Origin of the sequence: Imperialibacter sp., assembly GCF_040222385.1 — a bacterium.
GTDB lineage: Bacteria > Bacteroidota > Bacteroidia > Cytophagales > Cyclobacteriaceae > Imperialibacter.
Genome location: NZ_JAVKDF010000022.1, coordinates 161,136 through 182,717 on the forward strand (window position 1 = coordinate 161,136; position 21,582 = coordinate 182,717).

The window sequence follows — 21,582 nt, forward strand, 5'->3', positions numbered from 1 at the left end:
CAATGAAAAGAGCTTGGGTGGTTTCTATTTGCTTGTTGGTATGTTTTGGAGCAAACGCTGAAAACGCTGTCCCCATTGACAGCCTGCTTTTGGCGTACAAGAAAAACTCCGGTAACAGGCAAGCCCTGGAGGGAATAGTCAATTATTATCGGACGGAGAACCTTGACTCGTTGCGCCACTATTCTCATCAGCTGACGGCGTTGGTCGGAGAGAACAAAGAGTTGGTAAATGAAGTTTTGCTGACACGAGTCAACGCTTTTATCCTTTTCAACCACTATGACAGCGCTGCTAGTCTGCTTCAGCAGGTTAAATTGGATGAAAGTGCCAGCCCACTGATAGAAGTGGGGCATATCATGGCCACAGGCCGTATATTACTTTTCAATCAGCAGTACGACAAGGCTTTGGAGAATTTCTACAATGCCCGTCAGCAAATAAAAGACAATGACCTGACCGAGCTTTTGCCTGAAGCATACGCCGATATTGCGTCGGTGTTGCGACAGAACAATGACCTTGAAAACTGTGCCAGGTATTATGCTCTTGCTTTAGCAGGAGCAACAGCCATGAATAATGCTGAGCTGCAGGTAAGAGTTTGTTACGCCTTGTGCAGGATATATAATGGGGGTATTTCTGTCAACCTCGATTCGTCGATATACTATGGTGAGTTGGGTATGAAAATAGCCCGGAAGGCCGGGTACAACTACGGGTATGCCACCATGGTAGACGTTGTAACTGCGCCCATCATCCGGCAGGGCCAATACCGTAAAGGCATACAAATGGCCAAAGAAGCTCGCAGGTATATTGAGAAATATAACTTTCCGCAGCGTTCTCTCTATTATCAAATACTCAACGAAGGCTTTGCTTATGAAAAACTAGGTGTCTATGACTCTGCTATGCTTCGTATGACTGAGGGAGAAAAGCTTCGCCCAACAGGTATCGATCACTATCGACTTAAGTACCTGATTCACAAATCGAAGGGAGAGTTTAATCAGGCACTACAGGCGTATGAGCTGTACAAGGCCAAGTATGACTCTATAGTGAGCGGAAGGAATTCTGCAAGCCTGTCGTCGCTACAGGCAAGGTTGGAAGCAAATATCAAGGAGCAGGAAGTTGCCAGGCTGACACAAACTGCCGAAGTACAAGCCTTACAGCTATCCCAGCAAAGGTATTTTTTGAGTGGCCTGGCCATTTTAATCATATTGTTGCTGGGAGGTGCCGTGTTGATTTACAGGCAGCGGCAAATAAAGCAACAACAGGCGCTCACCAATTTGGAACTGGAAGAAACGAGAAAACGGCTAGCGCTGGAACAGCAATACAGGGCTTCCGAACTCAAAGCGCTGCGCTCCCAAATGAACCCGCACTTCATATTCAACGCACTCAATTCCATTCAGGAATACATCATGATGAACGAGAAAAAGTTAGCAGGTAAATACCTTGGGAAATTTGCCGATCTGATGCGCATTTATCTTCATCACAGCCAGATCAAACAAATAACTGTCGCTGAGGAAATTGAGGCGTTGAATCTTTACCTTGAGCTCGAAAAGCTGCGTTTCGAAGATACACTTTCCTATCAGATACAAGTTGATGAGCACCTCGATCCGGGACTTGTTACAATTCCTACATTTCTCGTTCAGCCCTACGTGGAAAACGCCATCAAGCACGGCCTGCTTCACAAAAACACTGATCGTGAGTTGTCTGTCTCTTTCCACTACCATCCCGATCATCAGGTATTAGAATGTGAAATAGTTGACAACGGCATTGGTAGAAAAAAATCGGGAGAAATCAATGTTCTGAGAAATCCCGATCACCAATCGTTTGGTATGAGCGCTACCAAAAACAGACTGGAATTGCTGAATTTCAACAATAAAGACCGGCCGATAGGGGAGACCGTCTATGACCTGCATAATGACGCCGGTGAGTCCATAGGCACTAAAGTGGTGCTAAGCATTCCCATATTGGAATTCGTCAGTTAGGAAGTTGAAAATCGGCATTGGGAAACTTGGGCGGGATGAAGCTGAAATACGCCATAGTTTTAGAGGAAAGAAGAGTATATGAGGGCAGTAATTATTGATGATGAGCAGAAAGCCAGAAATCTCTTGCGGATTTTGCTGGAGGAAAATTGTCCTCAGATCAACGAAATAGAAGATGCCGACAGTCTGCCAAAAGGAGTAAGCCTTATCAATCAGTTCAAACCTGATATTGTTTTTCTCGACATAGAAATGCCTGGGTACTCAGGCATTCAGTTGCTTGATTTTTTCACCCGGGAGCAAATCACTTTTGAAATTATTTTCACTACAGCCTATAGCGAGCATGCCATCAAGGCCTTCGAGCTTAACGCCATCAGCTACTTGCTGAAGCCGCTCCGGGACGAGCAGGTTGAAGGAGCGGTAAAAAAAGCCATTACCCAAATTGGTAAATCGAGAGTGAGTGAGAGACTGGAAGAGCTTAAAAACTCCTTCAAGGCTTCCAGTGTTCGTAAAGTGGGGCTTCCTGTGTCCAATGGTGTCATCTTTGTCGAATTCGATGACATAGTGATGCTCGAGGCAGACAGAATGTATACCAAAGTTTCTACCCAAAGTAGCGGAGACATCCTGGTTAGCAAGCCGATGAAGTTTTTCATTGACGTATTAAAAGAAGCCGCAGAGTTTTATCGTCCGCACCGCTCGTACCTCATTAATCTGAAACATATCAAGCAATATGTGAATCAGGATGGCGGCTATATCATCATGGACAATCAAAAGACCGTCGGCATCTCCAAGGACAAGAAAGACGAGTTTTTCGAGGTAATACAGGGCAGCTGATTGCCTTTCTTTTCGTTCTTACCTCACCTGCCTACCATTCCTTAATCTTTCCATTCTCCGGCTTCGGAAATTCAAACCAGCCCTTTGGAAGTTCGCTTGAAAATCCACTCAGGAACGAAAGCATCTTTGTTTAGTCACCGCCATCTAAACAAAGAATATGGAACGGAAAACAACAATTGTAAAAGCCTCAGTAGTTCTACTCTGCCTCATGGTCTTTTCCGCCGCCCGGGCGCAGGAAAGTCAAAACACGATTTTGAATGGTTTTGAATCCGGAAACTACACGGTTTACAAGCTGGGCGAGAAAGGGAAGTTTGAGAAAGTTGGGAAACCATGGCCGGTAGTTATCACCAAACAGGGCGGCAACGTAAGTGAGGTCCTGGTGAAACGGTCGGGCATTCTCGACGAGCCCTTTGCTCCGGATGTGCCTGGCTATCCTGCCTACTTTGCCTTCAAAGACCTCAGGCTTTCGTTTCTCAATGACTATGCCGTTTACTACGAGTGGAACGGCAAGCAGGAAGCTACCACCAAATATGTGCTGGTAAAAGAAGGAGGTAATTTTAACCTGGATCCGGGAGCCACCAACAAGCTGGTAGCTGCCTACGCCACAGCCACCTTTAAAAACCAAACCAGCGCCAGGGACAATGTGAAAGCCGAGAAAGCTGAGCTGGCGGAAGCAGAGCGCAAGGCAAATTCGCTGGAAGAAAAAGCTGTCGCCAAAATTGAGATACAACTAGTGTCGCAACCCGCAAAAGTAGCGCACTTCAGTGAAGCCATCAGATACGGTGTTGTTGCGACGCTGAAGGATGGCTCTACACTCAAGACGCCCAATCTGGGAGGAAAAATACCCTGGGAAGACTTCGAACTGGCGCACAAAGGATGCAGTAATACCATCGACGAGGTACGGGTGGATGTGGACGCCTCATCGCTGACCGACGATGTCGTTTTGCTCCAGATTACTTCCGTCTACCATCCGTCGTTAAAAGCATCCCTGGCCATCAATACGACCAATGATGTGAGCGTTCAGGTAAACCAAAATGGTTTCTGGGGCAACGAACGTCATCAGCATATGACTGTTTTTCAGGGCGTCGATGGGCAGCATGCTGGCAATGGAGACGACCTGGTCATCAAAGTGCAGACCGTACGGCACAAGAAAACAGGTGCCAGCCTCAACAAGATCGAGGTCTACAATACCAGCAAGGCCAAAACGGTTGCTCACTACAAACTAACCCCCGACACTCCGCTAATAGTGAACGCCAAAGGAGGCCAGGGAATGAATGGGAGCAAGGGCCGCCAAAGTGAAACCGCTGGAGGTAATGGCGGCAATGGTGGCAACGGAGGCAGTGTTACCATCATTAAAGATCCTTCAGTGACGGCGCTTAACGTCACCATCAACAATCAGGGGGGGAAGGGTGGCAACGGAGGGCCGCCTTACTACAACACCGGCATTAAAGGCAACGATGGAAACCCAGGTGCCGACGGTTACACAGATACCAAAATCGCATCAGTAAATCTGAATTTTTAATAACCAATAAATAAGAACCAACATGAAAAAGTTAATTCTATCAATGGCACTGCTGGGCGTTTTCGTCCTTTTCAGTGCACAAGAAGCGCACTCCCAACTAGCTGGTGCACTGGCCGGTAAGGTGGGCAAAGGAAAGGGTGGTAAAGGTGGCGGAGGTGGATCATTTACGGCATTCAATGATGAAACCGATGCCATGGGCGTCACAGGCGAGTACTTCGGTTTGAGTGACGGCAAAGCGTATGGCCTTCGTTTTGTGAAAGAAGAAGGCGGTAAAATGGTGAACAAGCTTCACTACTTCGAGAAGAAAGGCGATGAGCCACAATTGAAGCTTGATTTGAAAGAAAACTACTACACCAAGCACCAGGTGAAGCTGTTTTACTTCTGGATCTCAGCAAGCGCCTCCGGTTATGTTGAGCTGGTGGAAGTCGATCCGGGCGTGATAGCACAGATCAAGTCTGATCGCAGCTATAACGACGGCCCCGTCGGTCTTGACGCTACCCGCACCGTGGTGGATGTTTATGCCAAAGACAAGGCTAGCTTCGATACCTGGGATGTGGAAACCGCCCAGGCCAAATTGGACATGCTGATTGGCAGCCTGAAGGCTGAAGAGAGCGAGAAAACTAAGAAGAACCTGATGAAGTTTGAGTCCTACGGAGGCTACGTGGGCAAAATTGCTTTCGCCAAAGGAACTAACTACCTGCGCAACCAGAGAGAGAATGAGCCGGTAGAAAAGGTTGCTAACTTCATCACCAAGGCGGAGCTGGGTTCAACCGTCGCCTATAAGCCGTATTTTGAAATGCCCCTGGAGGTGTCGCATCCGGGAGCCTGGTTCAATATTACATATGAAATGCTGGGAGAAACTACTGATAGAGAGGTGTTAAGAAAGACGAGCTCAGTTTTCTCTGAAAACATACCGCAAATCGACAAAGACAAGGGCCTTTTCTACTTCTTGTTTCCAAGAGTCACAGTCGACAATTCTTCTAACGCTGCCGATTATGCCTTCTTGGAACTCTTGAGAAAAAACCAGGAGAAGCTGAAAGTAGGCGGTGTTTACGATCTCAAAGTCACTATTTGGGCTTACAAAGATGGTGCTAACATTGATCCGGTAGCATCTGGCACTATTCAGCTGGAATACACCAAAGAAGATACTGGCACTAAGAAACTATTGTTTGATCCGGTAGGGGGTTGGGTATCTAAACTGGAAAAGGTACTGGACTAATTGGCAGTTAACACGGGAAGTTAAAACCAACTGGCGCATGCTGGTTGGTTTTTTTGTTTTTCGTCATGTTGATGGAAAAGGCCCCTAAGTTGCTGTTAAGCCATTTTTGGCGAATAGGAGAGGTGCTGAAATGCTGGATAATACTTAACTTATCCTGCCACTGCAAAAGGAAATGAAAATAGTTAACACACAGCTTGCTGACCTCGATCTTGTTTACCACCTGTTCGAAGAATCAATCAGGTATCAGGAGGCAAAAGGCTACCCAGTCTGGCGCAACTACGACAAGGGAGCAATCATCAGAGACATTGAGCAAGGCAATCAGTACAAGGTGGTTGCCGGAGACGATGTACTGATTGTTTTCAGTGTTGCTTACACCGACAAGGTAATCTGGCGGGCGATGGATCAGGGCGACGCCGTTTATCTGCACCGTATTGTGGTGAACCCTGCTTTCAAAGGACAGAGGCTTTTTGGTCACGTTATGGATTGGGCGAAGAGCCACGCCAGGCAGAAAGGGCTTCCGTACGTCCGGATGGATACCTGGGCTGCTAACGCCAACATAGTCAGTTACTATCAGCGCTTTGGTTTTGCCTTTGTGGAAAACTATACCACACCCGATACGGATGAGCTACCAGTTCATAACAGAGAGCTTGCGCTGACGCTCCTGCAGTACAGGATATAGGCCATTAAGAATAATATTTCGCCTGAATGTTGTATATTTCCCTGACAACCAACTGGCTATAATTATTTTCACACAAAACTTATCCAACATGAAAAGTAGTTCAATTAAAGCGTCCGGACTTTCAGTCCTTTTTGTTTTTGCTGCACTTGTTTATGCCCAGGCGCAGCCTAAAAGCCCCAAAATGACCGCTAATGGAAAGGTTGGCGACGCAAACATTACCATTGAGTACAGCAGCCCTTCTGCGAATGGCAGGGAGATTTGGGGTGGACTTGTGCCCTACGGCAAGGTTTGGCGAGCGGGAGCCAATAATGCTACCACCTTTGAAACCGACAAAGACATCATGGTAGGCGTTAACAAGCTGGCCAAAGGCAAGTACAGCATCTATATCCTTCCCACGGAAAATGAATGGCAGGTGATCTTCAACAAGGAAGTAGGCCAGTGGGGCATTAATAGGGATGGCACTACTACCCGAAAGCCGGAGAGTGACGTATTTATCGTGAAAACAAAACCCATGGCAGCGGACATGCAGGAATCACTCATTTACACCGTAGGCAGCGACAGCTTTAGCATAGGGTGGGAGAAATTGAAAGCATCGGTGCCCTTAAAGTGAGCAATTGTTTCTGTAGTGCAAATGCCCGCAGGATACTCTTTTTAGGAAGACAATCTGTGGGCATTTTTTTGTTAGTAGTCAATTACTGCACATTAGCATTTTTTTGCAACAACAGCTACATATTTGATCTGCATGGCTAAACTAAAATACTATGATTGACTTTTTGGCATTCTGCAACAGACTCTCCCCACTCAATCAAGAAGCCTCCGAGGATTTGCTGGAAAAACTAAAGACCCGGACGATTGAAAAAAATGACTTCATTTTGAAACGGGGCGAGGTATGCCGTCACCTGTGCTTTGTCGACGAAGGGCTAACCAAAACATTCTTCACCAGTGAAGACAAAGAATTCGTCATGCGCTTCTTCGCTGAGCATTCCATGCTTACCGTGCTCGACAGCTTTGTGTCCGAAATGCCCTCGAATTATGGAATGCTGGCATTGGAAAAAACGAGGGTTACCTATATCAGCAAGCCTGACCTGGAGCAGCTTTGTGCCAAACACCACTGTGTGGAGACTTTTTTCAGGAAACTGGTGTCCATGGCGGCGGCCAATATGATGAAAAGGGTGAGTGAAATGCTGGAAGATAACGCTACTGCCCGCTACAACCACTTTGTGGCGAATGAGGGGCAGCTCCTGCAACGGATCAGCCTCGGCGACCTTTCTAACTATTTGGGTGTCACACAAGTAACCCTCAGCCGTATCAGGGCAAAGAAGTGATTTTTTAACATTTGTAAAAAGATGGTTCGGCTTTTCTTAGAAAGTTTGCATCAACCAACTTTTTACAACCATGCAAACATCAAAATCAGCCAGAATTTTTAGCCTGGCCATTGTCATAGCCTTCTGTATTGTCATGCCGACGATTGGCTATATCAACATCGGGCTTCCGCCAGTGATCATCGTAGGAGGATCTGCCATCGTCGGCTTCCTGTTTTGGTATTTCACCTACCTTAAGAATCCTACTGATCCAAAAATCATTTTGCCATTGTTTTTGCTCACTGTCGCAGGTCTGCAAATTCACATCATTGAAGAATATGAAACCGGATTTGCCCCAGCCATGAGTCGGCTTTTCGATATTCCCTGGACAGAAAGGAGCTTTTTGCTCGTCTTTGCCCTTGTGGGCCCGACGGTCTACACATTAACTTCACTCGGCCTTTATTACCGTGTGCCGCTGGCGGGCTTTATTGCCTGGTTCATCTTTATCGGGCCAGGTGTGGCAGAATTCACCCACTATGTTTTTCCGTTGCTAACGCCCAGCCTGGAGCCAGGCAATGTGAGCGACATTACGCAAGCCATCCACGGTGTTGAGGTAGCCAATATGCCCAACTACTATTACAAGACAACTGGAAACTACTATTTTTCTGGCATGTGGACCGCCTTTCTGCCCATGATGCCAGGTATCTATTCGATTTACAGGCTGATGAAGGAACATAGACTCCAGACGAAGTAACGGGCTTTCTGGCAAGCATATGTGCCGTACCTACGGCACTCGACAAAAAAGGAAATTACATGGTGAGCTAACCGGCGTGTCGTCCCTATGGGACTGGGACTAGCCGCTTTTCCGAGCTGTAATTTAACACCACCACCAGCCATAATAACTGCCTCAATGCTACCACAGTCGTCTGCGTAAGTTCCATAGGGAGGGGCGACAGGGAGTGTTGCCACCTTCCTATTTAGTAGGAACTAACCCAAAAGTGACCGTCATTGCGAGGCTGCGAGAAATGCCTACTGATTGTGTCCGGGATTTAGGTCGCAGCTGCGGCAATCTTTTCATTTCGGAGCCGATCTAATACCGTACAGAACTAGCCCTATTTTCTGTATTGATACTCACAGGGGTGTTCATTTCATTTTCTTCGCTATCCCCAACAAAACTCTTCGGGCATTGCGAAACAAGCGCTTTGCCCATGGCGGAATAGGAGTTTGTGCAGTATATTTCGCCTTTTATCTCAGCGCACAAAATATGAACACCAAAATTATCATGACACTCGCAGCAGTCATATTGGGGGCTGCTGGCATAGCCCTCACTTTTATGCCAGATGCCTTATTGGATTATGCCGGTATGGAGGCGAGTGAGACTGCATTATTACTGATGCAAATACTGGGTGCCTTGTACTTCGCTTTTGCCATGCTCAACTGGATGAGCAAAGGCAGCCTGATAGGAGGGATATACAACCGACCGGTAGCAGTGGCGAATATGACTCACTTTCTCATTGCCGGACTGGCCCTGGTAAAAGTGCTGATGTCAAATCCCAATGCTTCCTACCTTATGTGGGGAGTAGGGGTCGTTTACTCATTATTTGCGGTATGTTTTGGCATCATTTTGTTTCGCCACCCGGTAGCTGAAACGAAATAGGGAGAGAGTAACGACGCTGATGGTGGCGGCATTGGGGGATTACAATCAATAAGACAAGGAGCCGACAACAGTTGCAAGGAAGTCCAAGATGGATTTTCGTAGATTAATTTCGTTTATAGTGCTCAATAAAATATATTTATTCTGATCAATAGAAATCATCATGAATATAGTTCTGTCAGTTGTTCTAGCCGTTTTGGCAATGTTCCAAAATCCAATTTTTGATTCAGACACACCGGAGGAAACAATTTATTTTTTCTGCCATTCCAAATTGATGGACGTTGCGCCTGGGGAGAAACAACATGTCCTTATAACTGATGTCTATTCGAAAACAGCTAGCGACAAGCAAGTTTGGGAGATGGTTTCGGAATGGACAGATTTTGTAGAGAGCGAGTTTGAAAAAGACCGTCGCCGGACGTCCGATTTAAATCACTACAGGACACTGGAGGAAGCAGAAGCAAACTTGGAGCGACGGTTGGTAGAAGACCTTGATAGGAACAATACCTTTGTGGAAAAGGTCACTTTTGAATTTGACGTTAAATAGCCTACAGGATTGGATTTTCCCATTTGCCGGAAGTTTAGTCGTAGCCTATCTTGTAGTGCTGAATATCAAGCTCTAGGGTTATTTCAATTAGAACGCATACCACACAGATACACCTAAAAAGGCTGGCGAGTATAACTAAAAAGGTTAGTGCTTTCTAATAGTTACTTATCAACAAGGCGCTGGTATTACAAAACCACATATGAGCTTCCTCAACGCCGAATGGAGAAAACTGGCTATTGCGAATTACGCAATTGATCCAAGAGTATTGGCCAGGTATATTCCGCCCAAAACCGAATTGGATTTGTGGAACGGCACCTGTTATGTTAGTCTTGTGGGATTCATGTTTTTGAACACCAGGCTACTGGGGATGCCTATTCCCTTTCATCGTAACTTCGAAGAGGTGAACCTGAGATTCTATGTCAGATTTAATGATAAAGGCGAATGGAAAAGAGGAGTGGTTTTTATAAAGGAAATTGTTCCTAAACCAGCGCTGACTTTTGTAGCGAATACAGTTTACAAGGAGCATTATCAGACCATGAAAATGTCTCATGACTGGGTCGAGCACGAAAATAACAGAACTGTAAAATATTGTTGGTCTCTTAAGGGTGAAGAGAATGTGTTTTCGGTTAAAGCAGCTCTTGATCCAACAGTTATTGCACGGGGTTCTGAATCTGAATTTATCACTGAGCATTACTGGGGATATACAAAGGCCGGGAAGAATTCATCTCTTGAGTATGAAGTAACTCACCCAAGGTGGGATTGTTACGAAGTTTCTGAATAAAAGATAGACGTCAACTTCGGATTGGTTTATGGAACTGAATTTGGTGAGCTCTCCAACTTCGAACCTACATCCGTTATGCTCGCTGAAGGTTCTGAAATAACTGTTGAGAATAAAAGGACGATATAAGAGGATCGGTACCATAGTACCTTTGAATGAGTATGAATTCTGAAAGACAAATTGTTCGAAAGCTTGATCTATTTCCACACTATCCTTCGATATTGTTCTCCTTTTTCTACCTATTCTTTGTCCTGTATCTTTTGAAAGTATCGTTCGAGTATCAATCCGATATTATGTTCGATCTAACGCCAGTTCTCCTTACTCTCGGCGCATTAGTCATCCTTTCTTTTCAAATTCCAGGCTGGGTCAACTTCGTCAAATTCTTTAGAAAAGAGAAGAATTTGGTCATTATGATAGAGCCAGGCCACCGGGTAACGGTTAGAGGCCAATTGATTGAGAGAAAAGAGATCAAAACAATTATGCATTTTAAACACATTATCCGCAGAAGAGGCGCTGCTTTTGACTTGGAGTACGTTGCAATTATGCTTAATGCCAAAAAAGCATTGCCTATCGTTATTTCTGAACTGATAGTCAGCCCAAGTGAGTTGATCGAACTACTGGACATAAATGATAAGAGTGTTGTGTCAGAGAAAAGATTTTATCATTTCGTTTAGTCAATTACTCGTTACCCCACCGGCAACCTCACCACCATCTCCGTAAATTTTCCCTTTTCTGAATACACATGGATTCGGCCTTTGTGGCGGTAGATGATCTGCCGACTGAGGCTGAGGCCTATGCCAGAGCCTTCCTTTTTGGTGGAGAAGAAGGGAATAAAAATTTGCTCCAGCTTGTCGGGGTCGATGCCGCTGCCGTTGTCTTTTATCGCTATGTCCACCCAACGGTCGCTGGGTTCAAAGCGCCAGGTAATGAGCGGGGCATCACTTCCTTCCAGGGCATGGATGGCGTTCGTCAGCAGGTTGATAAACACCTGCTCCAGCAGCTTGCGGTCACCTTGAATGGTCAGCTCCGCACTTTGCTCGGGCATTTGCACCTGAATGCCGGCCTTTTGCAGCTCTGAGGCCATCAGCAGATTGATGGAGCTGATCATGCTTTTTACCTCAATCGACTCCGGTTGCAGCTCCGGCACCCGGGTAAAGCGGCGGTAGTCTTCCACAAATTGTAATAGCCCTTTGCTGCGCAGTTGTATCGTTTCCAGCGATTCCACCATGTCGCTGATGGATTCGTCCGTCAGGTCAGCCACCTTTTTGGCTTTTCCATTGGGCTGCTTCAGCACCATGATCATCGTTTCCGTGAGCGACAGGAGAGGAGTGACCGAGTTCATAATCTCGTGGGTGAGCACCCTGGTCAGCTTGATCCACGCTTCCAGCTCCTTCTGGTCAATCTCGTTGGCAATGTCCTTGATGGTAAACAGCCGTATACTTTTGTCAATCAGCTTGAAGGCATATAGCGAGACGCTCAGGTATTTTTTGTTGCCACTGATGGTGATCTCCAGCAGACGACTTTCGCCGTGACTGAGCTGCAGCAGTTGGGCCATAGCCTCGGAGTTTTCCGTTTTCAGGTTTTTCCAGTTAGCCACGTTGGGGATATCGAGCAGGCTTTGCGCTTCTGGATTGATCAGGTCAATATGCTCTCTATCATTCAGCGCAATAATGCCTGTAGGAATATGCTCCACAATGCCCTGCAGGTAGAGGTACTGTGCTTGACGGGAGAGCTCAGACGCCTGAATAGTATTTAGAATAAGGTCGAAGGCTTTGTGTAGCCTTTTTTCTGAAGGATCGATCCTGTCCTGTCGAAAACCGACCGTGAAGTCCCTGGTTTCGATGGCTTGCAGAAAGCGGGTTAGGTTGTCGTTCGTGCGGCGGATAAACCGCCACAGGTCGCTTATTTGGAAGACGGCTACGACTGCCAGCACCACAGGCGTGTAGATCAACTCAAACTGCGTGAAAGAATAAGCAATTGCCACCAGCGTGGCCAGTAGCAGGCATGTACGGATGGTGAGCCACAGAAGGAATCTATTTAATACCATACTTCTCCATTCTGCGGTAAAGTGCCAGCCGGTCGATGCCCAACTCACGGGCTGCCCGGGTCACATTGCCCTGGTGTTTTTTTAGTGCTTCGTTGATCAGCTTCAGCTCGTTTTCCTGCAAGTTCAGCGTTTCCGGTGGCGAGTCGGTAGCAGCTGTTTTGGATGAGCTCAGGTCAAAGTAGTTTATGGTCGAACCCTCGGCCATAATCACAGCCCGCTCCATGGTGTGCATCAGCTCCCGGATGTTGCCGGGCCAGTGATGGTCGGTCAACTGCTTGCTCGCCAGGTCTGTCAGCTGAGGGGGAGTCTTTCTGTATTTCTTAGCAAAATGGCCTATGAAATGGCTGGCGAGCAGAAGGATGTCATCCCACCTTTCTCTTAGCGTGGGCAGGGTAATTTCAATGGTATTGATGCGAAAGAGCAGGTCTTGCCGAAACTCCCCGTCGGCAACCATTTGTGCCAACGGCTGGTTGGTAGCGCTGATCAGCCGGAAGTCGATAGGGATGGGTTTGTTGGAGCCCAATCTCGTGATGGTTTTCTGCTGTAGGGCAGTCAGGATTTTGGCCTGGGAAGCAGGGGAGAGGTTGCCTATTTCATCCAGAAAAAGGGTGCCGCCTTCGGCCAGTTCAAACTTGCCGGGCTTGTCTTCTTTGGCGTCAGTGAAGGCTCCTTTCACATGACCGAACAGTTCGCTCTCAAACAGCTTTTCGTGCAAAGAACCTGTGTCTACCCTGAAAAACACCTGGTTGTTACGGGTGCTGAGGCTGTGCAGGTAGCGGGCCATTACATCTTTGCCTGTGCCGTTCTCTCCGAGTAATAGTACGTTGGCGTCTGTAGGTGCTACCTTTTTGATGGTCGCCAGCACTTGTTTGAATGCAGGCGAAGTACCAATCAGTTCTTCCTCTAGGAGCTTGCTGCTCTCGGTGATGTCGGTGCTAATCGCCTTGTACCTCTCTGCATTTTTTTCTGCTGATTTTAGCTTCAGGGCATTCTGGATCGTGGCCAGCAATTTCTCATTTGACCAGGGCTTCACCACGAAATCAGCGGCTCCGGCTTTCATGCCTTCCACGGCCAGGTTGATGTCGCCGTAGGCAGTGAGCAGAATGACCTTGAGGGAAGGATCTTTGGCCAGCAGATTCGTCAAAGCCCGCAGCCCTTCCTCACCAGTGTTTTCTCCCCGTTGGAAGTTCATATCGAGCAACACCACATCCGGATTGAACTGCTCCATCAGGTCGAGGGCCTCACTGGGATGCACGCTGGTTTTTACACCCTCATAATGATGTTTGAGTAGCATCCGGGCTGTGGTCAGCACGTCCCGGTCGTCGTCAACAATGAGTATTTTGGACGGGTGAAGGGGCATATTGGGGTGACTATTAATGAATGCGTAGTTGTTCGTTTACTAGGTCGTCGTCGAAGCAACGTCATGCCTGCGAAAGCAGGCATCTCCGTTCTTACACGCTAAGTTGTTAAAACTGTATCAAAAACAAACACTTTTTTGTAGCAAAACCAAACACTTCCCCATACATAATTTTCACACCTCATACGTAACTAATTGGTAATAAGTAGCTTAAACTTAATGGCACAACATTTTCTTAACTGGCTGGCATACTATTAACTTTAGCGCCATGTTCAGAAACTATCTCATCACCACCATTAGAAGCTTCCGCAGAAACATCAGCTACATGCTGCTCAACGTTTTTGGCCTTGCCCTGGGCATTGGCTGTTCCCTTGTGATCTACAGGGTGATCACCTACGAACTCAGCTATGATAAGCACCACGAGAACTTTGAACACATCTATAGAATTACACGTGCCGACCACCAGCCTGACAAGATCGAACATGGTTCTGGAGTACCGCATCCACTGGGCAAGGCGCTGCGTGAAGACTATTCCTTCATTGATGAAGTAGCCAGAGTTGATTATCAGTATGGAGCCATTGTGGCCTCCTGGGAAGGCGATCAGCAACTGAGAAGGCTCAGCGAGGATGTTGGTATAGCGTATGTAATACCTGATTTTTTTAAGGTTTTCACTTTTGAGTCAGTGTCGGGTGACCTTGCCAGGGGAGTGGAAGAGCTCAATTCGGCAGTCATATCAGATGAGTGGGCAAAGAAGTATTTCGACCTGACAGATGCGACGGTCGAAAGTGTTATTGGCAAAAGGTTGACGATTAATTCCAAGTTGTCGGTCACTATTAAAGGCATATTTAAGGCACCTCCCAAAAACAGCGACTTCCCGTTCAAACTCATGATTCACTACCACAACCTCAAGGACATGAATCCTTACTACGAGGATGGCACGAGGTGGAACAGTACCAGCAGCTCAACTAACTGTTATGTGCTGATTAAGAACGAAACCGATAAGGCACAACTGCTGGCGTCTTTTCCTGAGTTCGTTAAAAAGTACTACGATGAAGACGCTGTGGAAGAGCTGGAGTTTGGTTTGCAGCCGCTGTCCGACGTGCACTTCAATGGCGAGTACGAAAACTACGGCGACCGCACCATGGACATGCGACTGATCATGGCGCTTGGCGTGGTAGGTTTGTTTCTGATTATCACAGCCTGCATCAATTTCACTAACCTTGCGACGGCTCAGGCGGTAAAAAGGTCTAAAGAGATCGGCATCCGTAAGGTAATGGGTGGCCACCGTGGGCAGCTTTTGCTTCAGTTCTACAGCGAAACCTTTATCATCACTGCCATAGCTGCGCTAATCTCTCTGGCTATTGCTGAGTTGTTCCTTATCCAACTTGAAGAAATACTGGGTTACAGACTGTCGATTGACTTGTTGTCAAATACAGAAATGCTGGCGTTTCTTATCGCAGCGGTTTTTGCTGTCACCCTGCTTGCCGGATTCTATCCTTCACTGATACTATCAAGAATGAATCCGGTGCTGGCTATCAAAAATAAAATTACCTCTGACAGGCACACTGGGGGGCTTTCCTTGCGCCGGGCACTGGTGGTCATTCAGTTTGCCATCAGCCAGGCCCTTATCATAGGCACCATCGTGGTGCTGATGCAGATGCGTTTTATACAAAGCCAGCCTTTGGGGTTCGAGAAAGACGCCATCATTAATGTATATATCCCTGACCAGGAACATCCTCAAACACTTGAGACCATGCGAAACAGGCTGCTGGGTGTGAGTGGGATTGAGGACGTCACTTTCTCCCTGGGCGCACCGCTGGCCGGCAGCAACTCGAACTCTAATTTCAGCTATCCTGACGGGGGTGTTACCGATCAGTACAGCGCTAATTTCAAAATAGCCGATGAGAACTACATCGATTTTTACGGCCTGGAGCTACTGGCAGGTAGGAGCATCAGGCCATCCGACTCTCTTAAAGCAGTTGTTATCAACGAGCAGGTCATGCACATCATGGGCATCGATAATCCAGCCGAAGCAATTGGCAAAAAGTTAACAACCGGATTCAACGGAGACAAAGAGGTGGTAGGGGTGCTAAAAGACTTTCACATTTTCTCACTTCACTCCAAGCTTAGACCTGCGATGGTTATTTACTACCCTGGTGCATTCTATGAAATGGGGGTTAAGCTTTCCACTACAGGTGATGCGGTGGCAAAAATAGACAACCTGGTAGCTGAGGTTGACAAGGTGTGGAGCGAAACCTACCCAGACTTTATTTTCGACTATGACTTCCTCGACAAGCAAATTGCCGACAGGTACCAAACGGAAAAGAATGTTAGTCAGCTGTTTCTTATTTTTTCAGGCATCGCCATTTTTATCGGCGGCCTTGGACTCTATGGCCTGATTTCCTTCCTGGCTAACCAGAGGGTCAAAGAAATTGGCGTTCGTAAAGTGTTGGGTGCCAGCATGGGCGAAATCATCTTCATTTTCAGCAAAGAAGTGGTTGTGTTGCTCGGAGTAGCTTTTGTTGTCGCAGCACCGCTTACCTACTGGGTGATGCGGGGTTGGCTAGACGACTTTGCCTATAGTACGCCTTTTAGTCCGGTATTCTTTGTATTGGCCATCAGCGTATCTCTTGTTATTGCACTGGCAAGCACTGGCTACCGATCGTTTCTCGCCGCCAGGGTCAATCCAGTCGAATCGTTGAGGTCAGAGTAGTCATTTTTTCATCTCTTAAAAGCCAAGGATATGATCAGAAATTATATCATTACTACGCTGCGCACTTTCCGGAGAAACCCTGGTTACATGTTCCTGAACATTCTGGGCCTGGCGCTCGGCATAGGTTGCGCACTGGTTGTTTATTCCATTGTGGCTTATGAGCTAAGCTTTGACAAGCACCATGCACAATATGACCAGATTTACAGGGTAACCCGCACGTTCCAGGAGCCCAACAAACTCTCTTATGCGGCAGAAATGCCTCACCCTTTCGGACAGGCGCTGAGGGATGAGTACCCCTCCATCGACGAAGTAGTGAAGATTCATTATCAGTACGGCGGAGTGGTGGTTTCCTGGGCCGGTGATAAGCAAATGAAAAAGCTTAGTGAAGAAGAGCACATGGCATTTGTAACACCTTCTTTTTTCAAAACGTTTAGCTTTCCTTCATTAAGCGGGGATCTCGCCAAAGGGGTGGAGGAAATCAACTCTGGCGTTATTTCCGATGAGTGGGCCAAAAAGTATTTCGATGTGAGAAACGAGGATTGGGAAAGCGTGATTGGTAAAGTTATTTCTATCAATTCCCGGCTTAATCTAACCATCAAAGGCGTTTTTCAAGCACCACCAAAGACAAGCGATTTTCCTTTTCACTTGCTGATGCACTACGATAATATTGGTGATGTGAGCGACTATTACAACGAAGGAAAAACATGGAACAGCATGAGCAGTTCTACTAGCTGCTATGTGCTAATCAGGGACGAAACGGAAAAGGACAACCTGCTCACCCAATTGCCAAATCTTTGGGCGAAGCATCACTCTGAAGAAGAGGCATTAAAGACTTCATTTGCTCTGCAACCGCTTTCCGACGTGCATTTCAATGCTGACTACGGTAACTACTCTAATCGCACCGTTGACCACGACCGGCTTTGGGCCCTGGTAGCCATTGCTGTTTTTCTTATTGTTACTGCCTGTATCAATTTCACCAACCTTGCCACCGCTCAGGCGGTCAGACGCTCCAAGGAGATTGGTATTAGAAAGGTGATGGGTAGTCGTAAAGGGCAACTGGTTTTTCAGTTTTATGCCGAAACACTGCTTATTACACTTTTTTCTGGATTTTTAGCGCTGGCTGTTGCGGAGGTATTCCTTATTCAATTGCAGGACATACTCGGTTATCGCCTATCGGTCGATTTGGCAAATCACCCGGATGCCATTTTATTCCTTGGTGGAGTCATCTTTTTGGTTTCCCTGATGGCGGGACTGTATCCTTCGTTTGTACTGTCCCGAATGAACCCTATTCTGGCGATAAAAAACAAGATATCTGGCAAACATGCTGGCGGCTTGTCCCTCAGAAGAGGGCTGGTGGTGGTGCAGTTCGTCATCAGCCAGGCCTTAATCATTGGCACGCTGGTGGTGTTCTTGCAGGTGAGGTACATGGAAGATTTGCCCCTCGGTTTTGACACGGAAGCCATTGTAACCACCTATTTGCGCAACCCAGATCCGAAAGACATCGATAACCTTCGCCAGAAGATCAGCAGCATCAGCGGTGTGGACGCCATTACTTTTGGCATGGGCTCGCCAATCGACAGGAACAATTCGGGGAGTGATTTCAGTTACCCGGAGGGCGGCGTAACGGAGTCTTATAGTGCGAACTTTAAGGTAGTGGACGAGCATTATGTGAATTTTTTTGGACTTCAGCTTTTGGCTGGTAGAAATATCCGCCCCTCCGATTCTCTGAAGAGGGCGGTGGTGAATGAGCAGGTGCTGAAAATTGCCGGTATTAAAAGCCCTGAAGAGGCCGTTGGTAAAACCATTAAAACAGGCTGGGGCGGACCAAAGGAAATTGTTGGGGTGGTGAAGGATTTTCATGTTGAAAGCATGCATCAAGCCCTGGGGCCGGTATTTCTAATTTACTATCCCTACGGCTTCTATGCTGTTGACGTCAAATTGAGTGCTTCAGCTTCTACGTTGGCCAGTATGGCAACGACGATTGACGAGATTGGGAAAGCCTGGATGGAGGTATATCCAGAATCAATTTTCGACTACACCTTCCTGGAAGAGGATATCGCCGCCCGCTACAAGTCCGAGAGGAACCTGAGTAAGTTGTTTACCATTTTCTCCTGTATAGCCATATTTATAGGGTCTCTTGGGTTGTTTGGCCTGATATCATTTGTAGCCAACCAGCGGGTGAAAGAGATTGGTGTGAGAAAAGTGTTGGGTGCCAGCGTCACTCAGATAATGTTTATTTTCAGCAAGGAGACTGTGCTGTTGCTGGTAATCGCCTTTCTTGTTTCCAGTCCTGTTGCCTTTTGGTTGATGAACGACTGGCTGCAGAACTTTGTGTACCGCATGGATTTCAACATACTGATTCTTGCTGTAGGCTTTGGCCTGACATTGATCATCGCATTGATCAGCACTGGTTACAGGGCGCTGAAGGCGGCCAGCTCTAATCCGGTGGATTCGTTGAGGTCCGAATAACTAGTTACTAAAACCTAACCGCTATGTTCAGAAATTACTTCGTTACCGTGTTTCGCAGCTTCAAAAGACACCCCAGCTTTTTATTGCTGAACATGCTGGGGCTTGCCCTGGGGATTGGGTGTTCGGTAGTCATCTACCTGATCGTTGGCTATGAGCTGAGTTATGATAAGCATCATGCCCATTTCGAAAAGATTTATAGGGTGACAGGCAACGGAAACGCTGCTGTGCCTCACCCGATGGGTGATGCCCTGGCGGCAGACTATTCTCTTATCGACGCTGTGGCCAAAATTGATTATGAGTACGGCGGCATCATCGCCTCGTGGGATGGGGATAAGCAGCTCAAGAAGTTGGAAGAGGGCGACGGCCTGGTATTCGCTTCTCCGGGCGTTTTTGACGTCTTTACATTTCCGGCTTTGGCAGGCAACCTAAAGAATGCCGTAGCTGAGCCGAACTCGGCTGTTATTTCCGACGAGTGGGCCATCAAGTATTTCGATATCAAAGACGGAAATTTAGACAAAGTGATAGGGAAAAGGTTAACCATCAATTCTACGCTTAGCGTTGTCATTAAAGGCGTATTCAAAGCACCCCCTACCACCTCCGACCTTCCCTTTCAACTCGTGGTTCACTATGATAATCTCGGCGATTTTGACTCCGATTACGGAGATGGACAAGATTGGGATGCCACCAGCAGTAGTACGAACTGCTACGTGTTATTGAGCCAAGAATTGCATAAAGACCAGCTGACCGCCGCACTACCAGCGCTAGCAAAGAAGTACTATGGAGAGGACGATAAGGGTGATCGTTTCGGGCTCCAGTCATTGTCTGATGTACACTTTAACCCTGTCTTCGGAAATTTCGGTGGCCGGGTGATGGACTACCGACTGCTTGTTGCCCTGATTACCATTGCCTTCTTTCTGGTGATTGCTGCCTGTATCAATTTCATCAACCTGTCTACAGCCCAGGCTTCGAAAAGAGCCAGGGAGATTGGCATTCGCAAGGCCATGGGTGGTCATAAGGGACAGCTGCGAACACAATTTCTAATGGAGACTTTCTTTATCACCGTGTTGGCCTGCTTTCTTTCTCTGGCGCTGGCCGAAGTGATGTTGCTGGAATTGCAAGACCTGCTGGGTTATAGGTTGTCGGTAAGCGTAGTCAATGAACCGGGACTACTTGGGTATTTGGTGATCATTGTTACGCTAGTGACATTGGCAGCCGGACTCTATCCCTCGCTGGTGCTTTCAAACATGAGGCCTGTTGCGGCACTGAAGGGAAAAAGTATGCATGGAAAGGGACTCCGTGGCTTCTCGGTGCGAAAGGCGCTGGTCGTCTTTCAGTTCATGATCAGCCAGGCGCTGGTATTTGGCACGTTGGTGGTACTCCAGCAAACCAGTTTTCTCCAGGACCAGCCCCTCGGCTTCGATAAGGAGGCCATTATTACCACCTGGGTTCCGGATCAGTCGGCGATCACCGCCCTTGGGGAGCGCATAAAATCGGTCAACGGAGTGGCCAATGTCTCGTTTTGCATCGGGGCGCCTTTGTCGTCAGCAAACTCCGGTGCCAACTTTTATGAGCCCACTGTTCCCAAGGAGCAACGGGGTGACCTTGCCGCCAACTTTAAGGCCGTGGACGAAAATTACCTGGCCCTCTTTGATATCGAGCTGCTGGCTGGTCGAAACCTCCGACGCTCCGATTCGTCAAGTGCAGTCATCGCCAGCGAGCAGACCATTCACAGCCTAGGTTTTCAAACCCCGCACGAGGCAGTAGGATCCAAAATCAGGACCGGCTATGACGATAACACCAGGGAAATTGTAGGTGTGGTGAAAGACTTTCATGCATATACTTTGCACGAAAGCATGGAAAAGGTGGTGCTGCTTTACTATCAGCCCGAATTCTTTACCATGGCCATAAAGTTTTCTGCGGGCAGTTCATCTGCGGTAGCCAGCGAAACCATTGCCGAGGTAGAAGGAATCTGGAATGAGACCTTTCCTGATTTTATTTTCGACTACCGGTTCCTGGATGCGGCTATTGCAGCCAAGTACGAGACTGAGCGGAACCTGGCCACTTTGTTTATGATTTTTGCCAGCATCGCCATATTGATTGGAGCACTCGGGTTGTATGGTCTCATATCGTTTATGGCCAACGAGCGGACCAAAGAAATAGGGGTGAGGAAGGTATTAGGTGCTGGTAGGCTCCAAATGCTTTTGATGTTTTGGAAAGAGATTGCAGGGCTGTTACTAATTGCGTTTGTAATTGCCTCCCCACTTGTTTATGGGCTTATGAGCGACTGGCTCAATGACTTTGCCTATCAGATAGATATTGGATTCGTCGTATTTGTATCAGCCTTTTTTGTTTCCCTGCTCGTGGCACTGGTCAGCACGGGCTACCGGTCGATGCAGGCTGCCAGCTCCAATCCGGTGAACTCGCTGCGTTCGGAGTAACAACGGGTATCAAAATATGAAAACCCGGTCACGTAGTACAGCGATACTATTTGACCGGGTTTC

The 21,582-nt window shown here is 47.3% G+C and carries 17 protein-coding genes; 15 read left to right on the forward strand and 2 right to left on the reverse strand.

Annotated elements, in window-relative coordinates; all coding sequences use genetic code 11:
• Positions 1 to 2: 2 nt before the first annotated feature.
• From RIG68_RS08385 to RIG68_RS08440, 12 genes are all read left to right on the forward strand, one after another.
• Positions 3 to 1,970 (forward strand): sensor histidine kinase, encoded by a 1,968-nt coding sequence (locus tag RIG68_RS08385; RefSeq protein ID WP_350121030.1) that lies wholly within the window; start codon positions 3 to 5, stop codon positions 1,968 to 1,970.
• 78 nt (positions 1,971 to 2,048) lie between these two features.
• Positions 2,049 to 2,798 carry a LytR/AlgR family response regulator transcription factor gene (locus RIG68_RS08390; protein WP_151996733.1) on the forward strand — a complete coding sequence of 250 codons (750 nt, stop codon included), beginning with the start codon at positions 2,049 to 2,051 and terminating at the stop codon, positions 2,796 to 2,798.
• 157 nt (positions 2,799 to 2,955) lie between these two features.
• Entirely contained in the window at positions 2,956 to 4,320 is a 1,365-nt protein-coding gene (locus tag RIG68_RS08395) for a hypothetical protein (RefSeq protein WP_350121033.1), read from the forward strand.
• Positions 4,321 to 4,342: 22 nt separating this feature from the next.
• Positions 4,343 to 5,539 (forward strand): hypothetical protein, encoded by a 1,197-nt coding sequence (locus tag RIG68_RS08400; protein ID WP_350121036.1) that lies wholly within the window; start codon positions 4,343 to 4,345, stop codon positions 5,537 to 5,539.
• Positions 5,540 to 5,711: 172 nt separating this feature from the next.
• Complete coding sequence (locus tag RIG68_RS08405) at positions 5,712 to 6,218, forward strand: GNAT family N-acetyltransferase (protein ID WP_350121039.1); 507 nt, start codon at positions 5,712 to 5,714, stop codon at positions 6,216 to 6,218.
• A gap of 88 nt (positions 6,219 to 6,306) precedes the next feature.
• Positions 6,307 to 6,828: a DUF2911 domain-containing protein gene (locus RIG68_RS08410; RefSeq protein ID WP_350121042.1), complete on the forward strand. Its 522-nt coding sequence runs from the start codon at positions 6,307 to 6,309 to the stop codon at positions 6,826 to 6,828.
• A 151-nt stretch (positions 6,829 to 6,979) separates the two neighbouring features.
• On the forward strand, positions 6,980 to 7,543 hold the full coding sequence (locus RIG68_RS08415) for a Crp/Fnr family transcriptional regulator (protein ID WP_350121045.1): 564 nt from the start codon (positions 6,980 to 6,982) through the stop codon (positions 7,541 to 7,543).
• Between the two features lie 70 nt (positions 7,544 to 7,613).
• A complete protein-coding gene (locus RIG68_RS08420) occupies positions 7,614 to 8,273 on the forward strand; it encodes a hypothetical protein (protein WP_350121047.1) in 660 nt (219 codons plus the stop codon).
• Between the two features lie 510 nt (positions 8,274 to 8,783).
• Positions 8,784 to 9,176 (forward strand): hypothetical protein, encoded by a 393-nt coding sequence (locus RIG68_RS08425; protein ID WP_350121050.1) that lies wholly within the window; start codon positions 8,784 to 8,786, stop codon positions 9,174 to 9,176.
• A 160-nt stretch (positions 9,177 to 9,336) separates the two neighbouring features.
• Positions 9,337 to 9,717: a hypothetical protein gene (locus RIG68_RS08430; RefSeq protein WP_350121053.1), complete on the forward strand. Its 381-nt coding sequence runs from the start codon at positions 9,337 to 9,339 to the stop codon at positions 9,715 to 9,717.
• Between the two features lie 199 nt (positions 9,718 to 9,916).
• Positions 9,917 to 10,498: a YqjF family protein gene (locus tag RIG68_RS08435; RefSeq protein WP_350121056.1), complete on the forward strand. Its 582-nt coding sequence runs from the start codon at positions 9,917 to 9,919 to the stop codon at positions 10,496 to 10,498.
• Positions 10,499 to 10,656: 158 nt separating this feature from the next.
• Positions 10,657 to 11,169 carry a hypothetical protein gene (locus RIG68_RS08440; RefSeq protein ID WP_350121059.1) on the forward strand — a complete coding sequence of 171 codons (513 nt, stop codon included), beginning with the start codon at positions 10,657 to 10,659 and terminating at the stop codon, positions 11,167 to 11,169.
• Between the two features lie 11 nt (positions 11,170 to 11,180).
• On the opposite strand, the gene RIG68_RS08445 is transcribed toward RIG68_RS08440, so the two are convergent.
• Entirely contained in the window at positions 11,181 to 12,542 is a 1,362-nt protein-coding gene (locus RIG68_RS08445) for a sensor histidine kinase (protein WP_350121062.1), read from the reverse strand.
• A complete protein-coding gene (locus RIG68_RS08450) occupies positions 12,529 to 13,902 on the reverse strand; it encodes a sigma-54-dependent transcriptional regulator (protein WP_350121065.1) in 1,374 nt (457 codons plus the stop codon). The genes RIG68_RS08445 and RIG68_RS08450 overlap by 14 nt, the downstream gene beginning before the upstream one ends.
• 265 nt (positions 13,903 to 14,167) lie before the next feature.
• Between RIG68_RS08450 and RIG68_RS08455 the strand changes: the two genes are divergently transcribed.
• From RIG68_RS08455 to RIG68_RS08465, 3 genes are read left to right on the forward strand one after another with little or no spacing between them, the layout of a single operon-like run.
• A complete protein-coding gene (locus tag RIG68_RS08455; protein ID WP_350121068.1) occupies positions 14,168 to 16,612 on the forward strand; it encodes an FtsX-like permease family protein in 2,445 nt (814 codons plus the stop codon).
• A 30-nt stretch (positions 16,613 to 16,642) separates the two neighbouring features.
• Positions 16,643 to 19,081: an ABC transporter permease gene (locus RIG68_RS08460; RefSeq protein ID WP_350121071.1), complete on the forward strand. Its 2,439-nt coding sequence runs from the start codon at positions 16,643 to 16,645 to the stop codon at positions 19,079 to 19,081.
• Between the two features lie 23 nt (positions 19,082 to 19,104).
• Positions 19,105 to 21,519 carry an FtsX-like permease family protein gene (locus tag RIG68_RS08465; RefSeq protein WP_350121073.1) on the forward strand — a complete coding sequence of 805 codons (2,415 nt, stop codon included), beginning with the start codon at positions 19,105 to 19,107 and terminating at the stop codon, positions 21,517 to 21,519.
• Positions 21,520 to 21,582: the final 63 nt, after the last annotated feature.

Bases quoted from the DNA above. Each gene is read 5' to 3' on its own strand.
- RIG68_RS08385 (WP_350121030.1), top strand. From the start codon at position 3: ATGAAAAGAGCTTGGGTGGTTTCTATTTGCTTGTTGGTATGTTTTGGA.
- RIG68_RS08390 (WP_151996733.1), top strand. From the start codon at position 2,049: ATGAGGGCAGTAATTATTGATGATGAGCAGAAAGCCAGAAATCTCTTG.
- RIG68_RS08395 (WP_350121033.1), top strand. From the start codon at position 2,956: ATGGAACGGAAAACAACAATTGTAAAAGCCTCAGTAGTTCTACTCTGC.
- RIG68_RS08400 (WP_350121036.1), top strand. From the start codon at position 4,343: ATGAAAAAGTTAATTCTATCAATGGCACTGCTGGGCGTTTTCGTCCTT.
- RIG68_RS08405 (WP_350121039.1), top strand. From the start codon at position 5,712: ATGAAAATAGTTAACACACAGCTTGCTGACCTCGATCTTGTTTACCAC.
- RIG68_RS08410 (WP_350121042.1), top strand. From the start codon at position 6,307: ATGAAAAGTAGTTCAATTAAAGCGTCCGGACTTTCAGTCCTTTTTGTT.
- RIG68_RS08415 (WP_350121045.1), top strand. From the start codon at position 6,980: ATGATTGACTTTTTGGCATTCTGCAACAGACTCTCCCCACTCAATCAA.
- RIG68_RS08420 (WP_350121047.1), top strand. From the start codon at position 7,614: ATGCAAACATCAAAATCAGCCAGAATTTTTAGCCTGGCCATTGTCATA.
- RIG68_RS08425 (WP_350121050.1), top strand. From the start codon at position 8,784: ATGAACACCAAAATTATCATGACACTCGCAGCAGTCATATTGGGGGCT.
- RIG68_RS08430 (WP_350121053.1), top strand. From the start codon at position 9,337: ATGAATATAGTTCTGTCAGTTGTTCTAGCCGTTTTGGCAATGTTCCAA.
- RIG68_RS08435 (WP_350121056.1), top strand. From the start codon at position 9,917: ATGAGCTTCCTCAACGCCGAATGGAGAAAACTGGCTATTGCGAATTAC.
- RIG68_RS08440 (WP_350121059.1), top strand. From the start codon at position 10,657: ATGAATTCTGAAAGACAAATTGTTCGAAAGCTTGATCTATTTCCACAC.
- RIG68_RS08445 (WP_350121062.1), bottom strand. From the start codon at position 12,542: ATGGTATTAAATAGATTCCTTCTGTGGCTCACCATCCGTACATGCCTG.
- RIG68_RS08450 (WP_350121065.1), bottom strand. From the start codon at position 13,902: ATGCCCCTTCACCCGTCCAAAATACTCATTGTTGACGACGACCGGGAC.
- RIG68_RS08455 (WP_350121068.1), top strand. From the start codon at position 14,168: ATGTTCAGAAACTATCTCATCACCACCATTAGAAGCTTCCGCAGAAAC.
- RIG68_RS08460 (WP_350121071.1), top strand. From the start codon at position 16,643: ATGATCAGAAATTATATCATTACTACGCTGCGCACTTTCCGGAGAAAC.
- RIG68_RS08465 (WP_350121073.1), top strand. From the start codon at position 19,105: ATGTTCAGAAATTACTTCGTTACCGTGTTTCGCAGCTTCAAAAGACAC.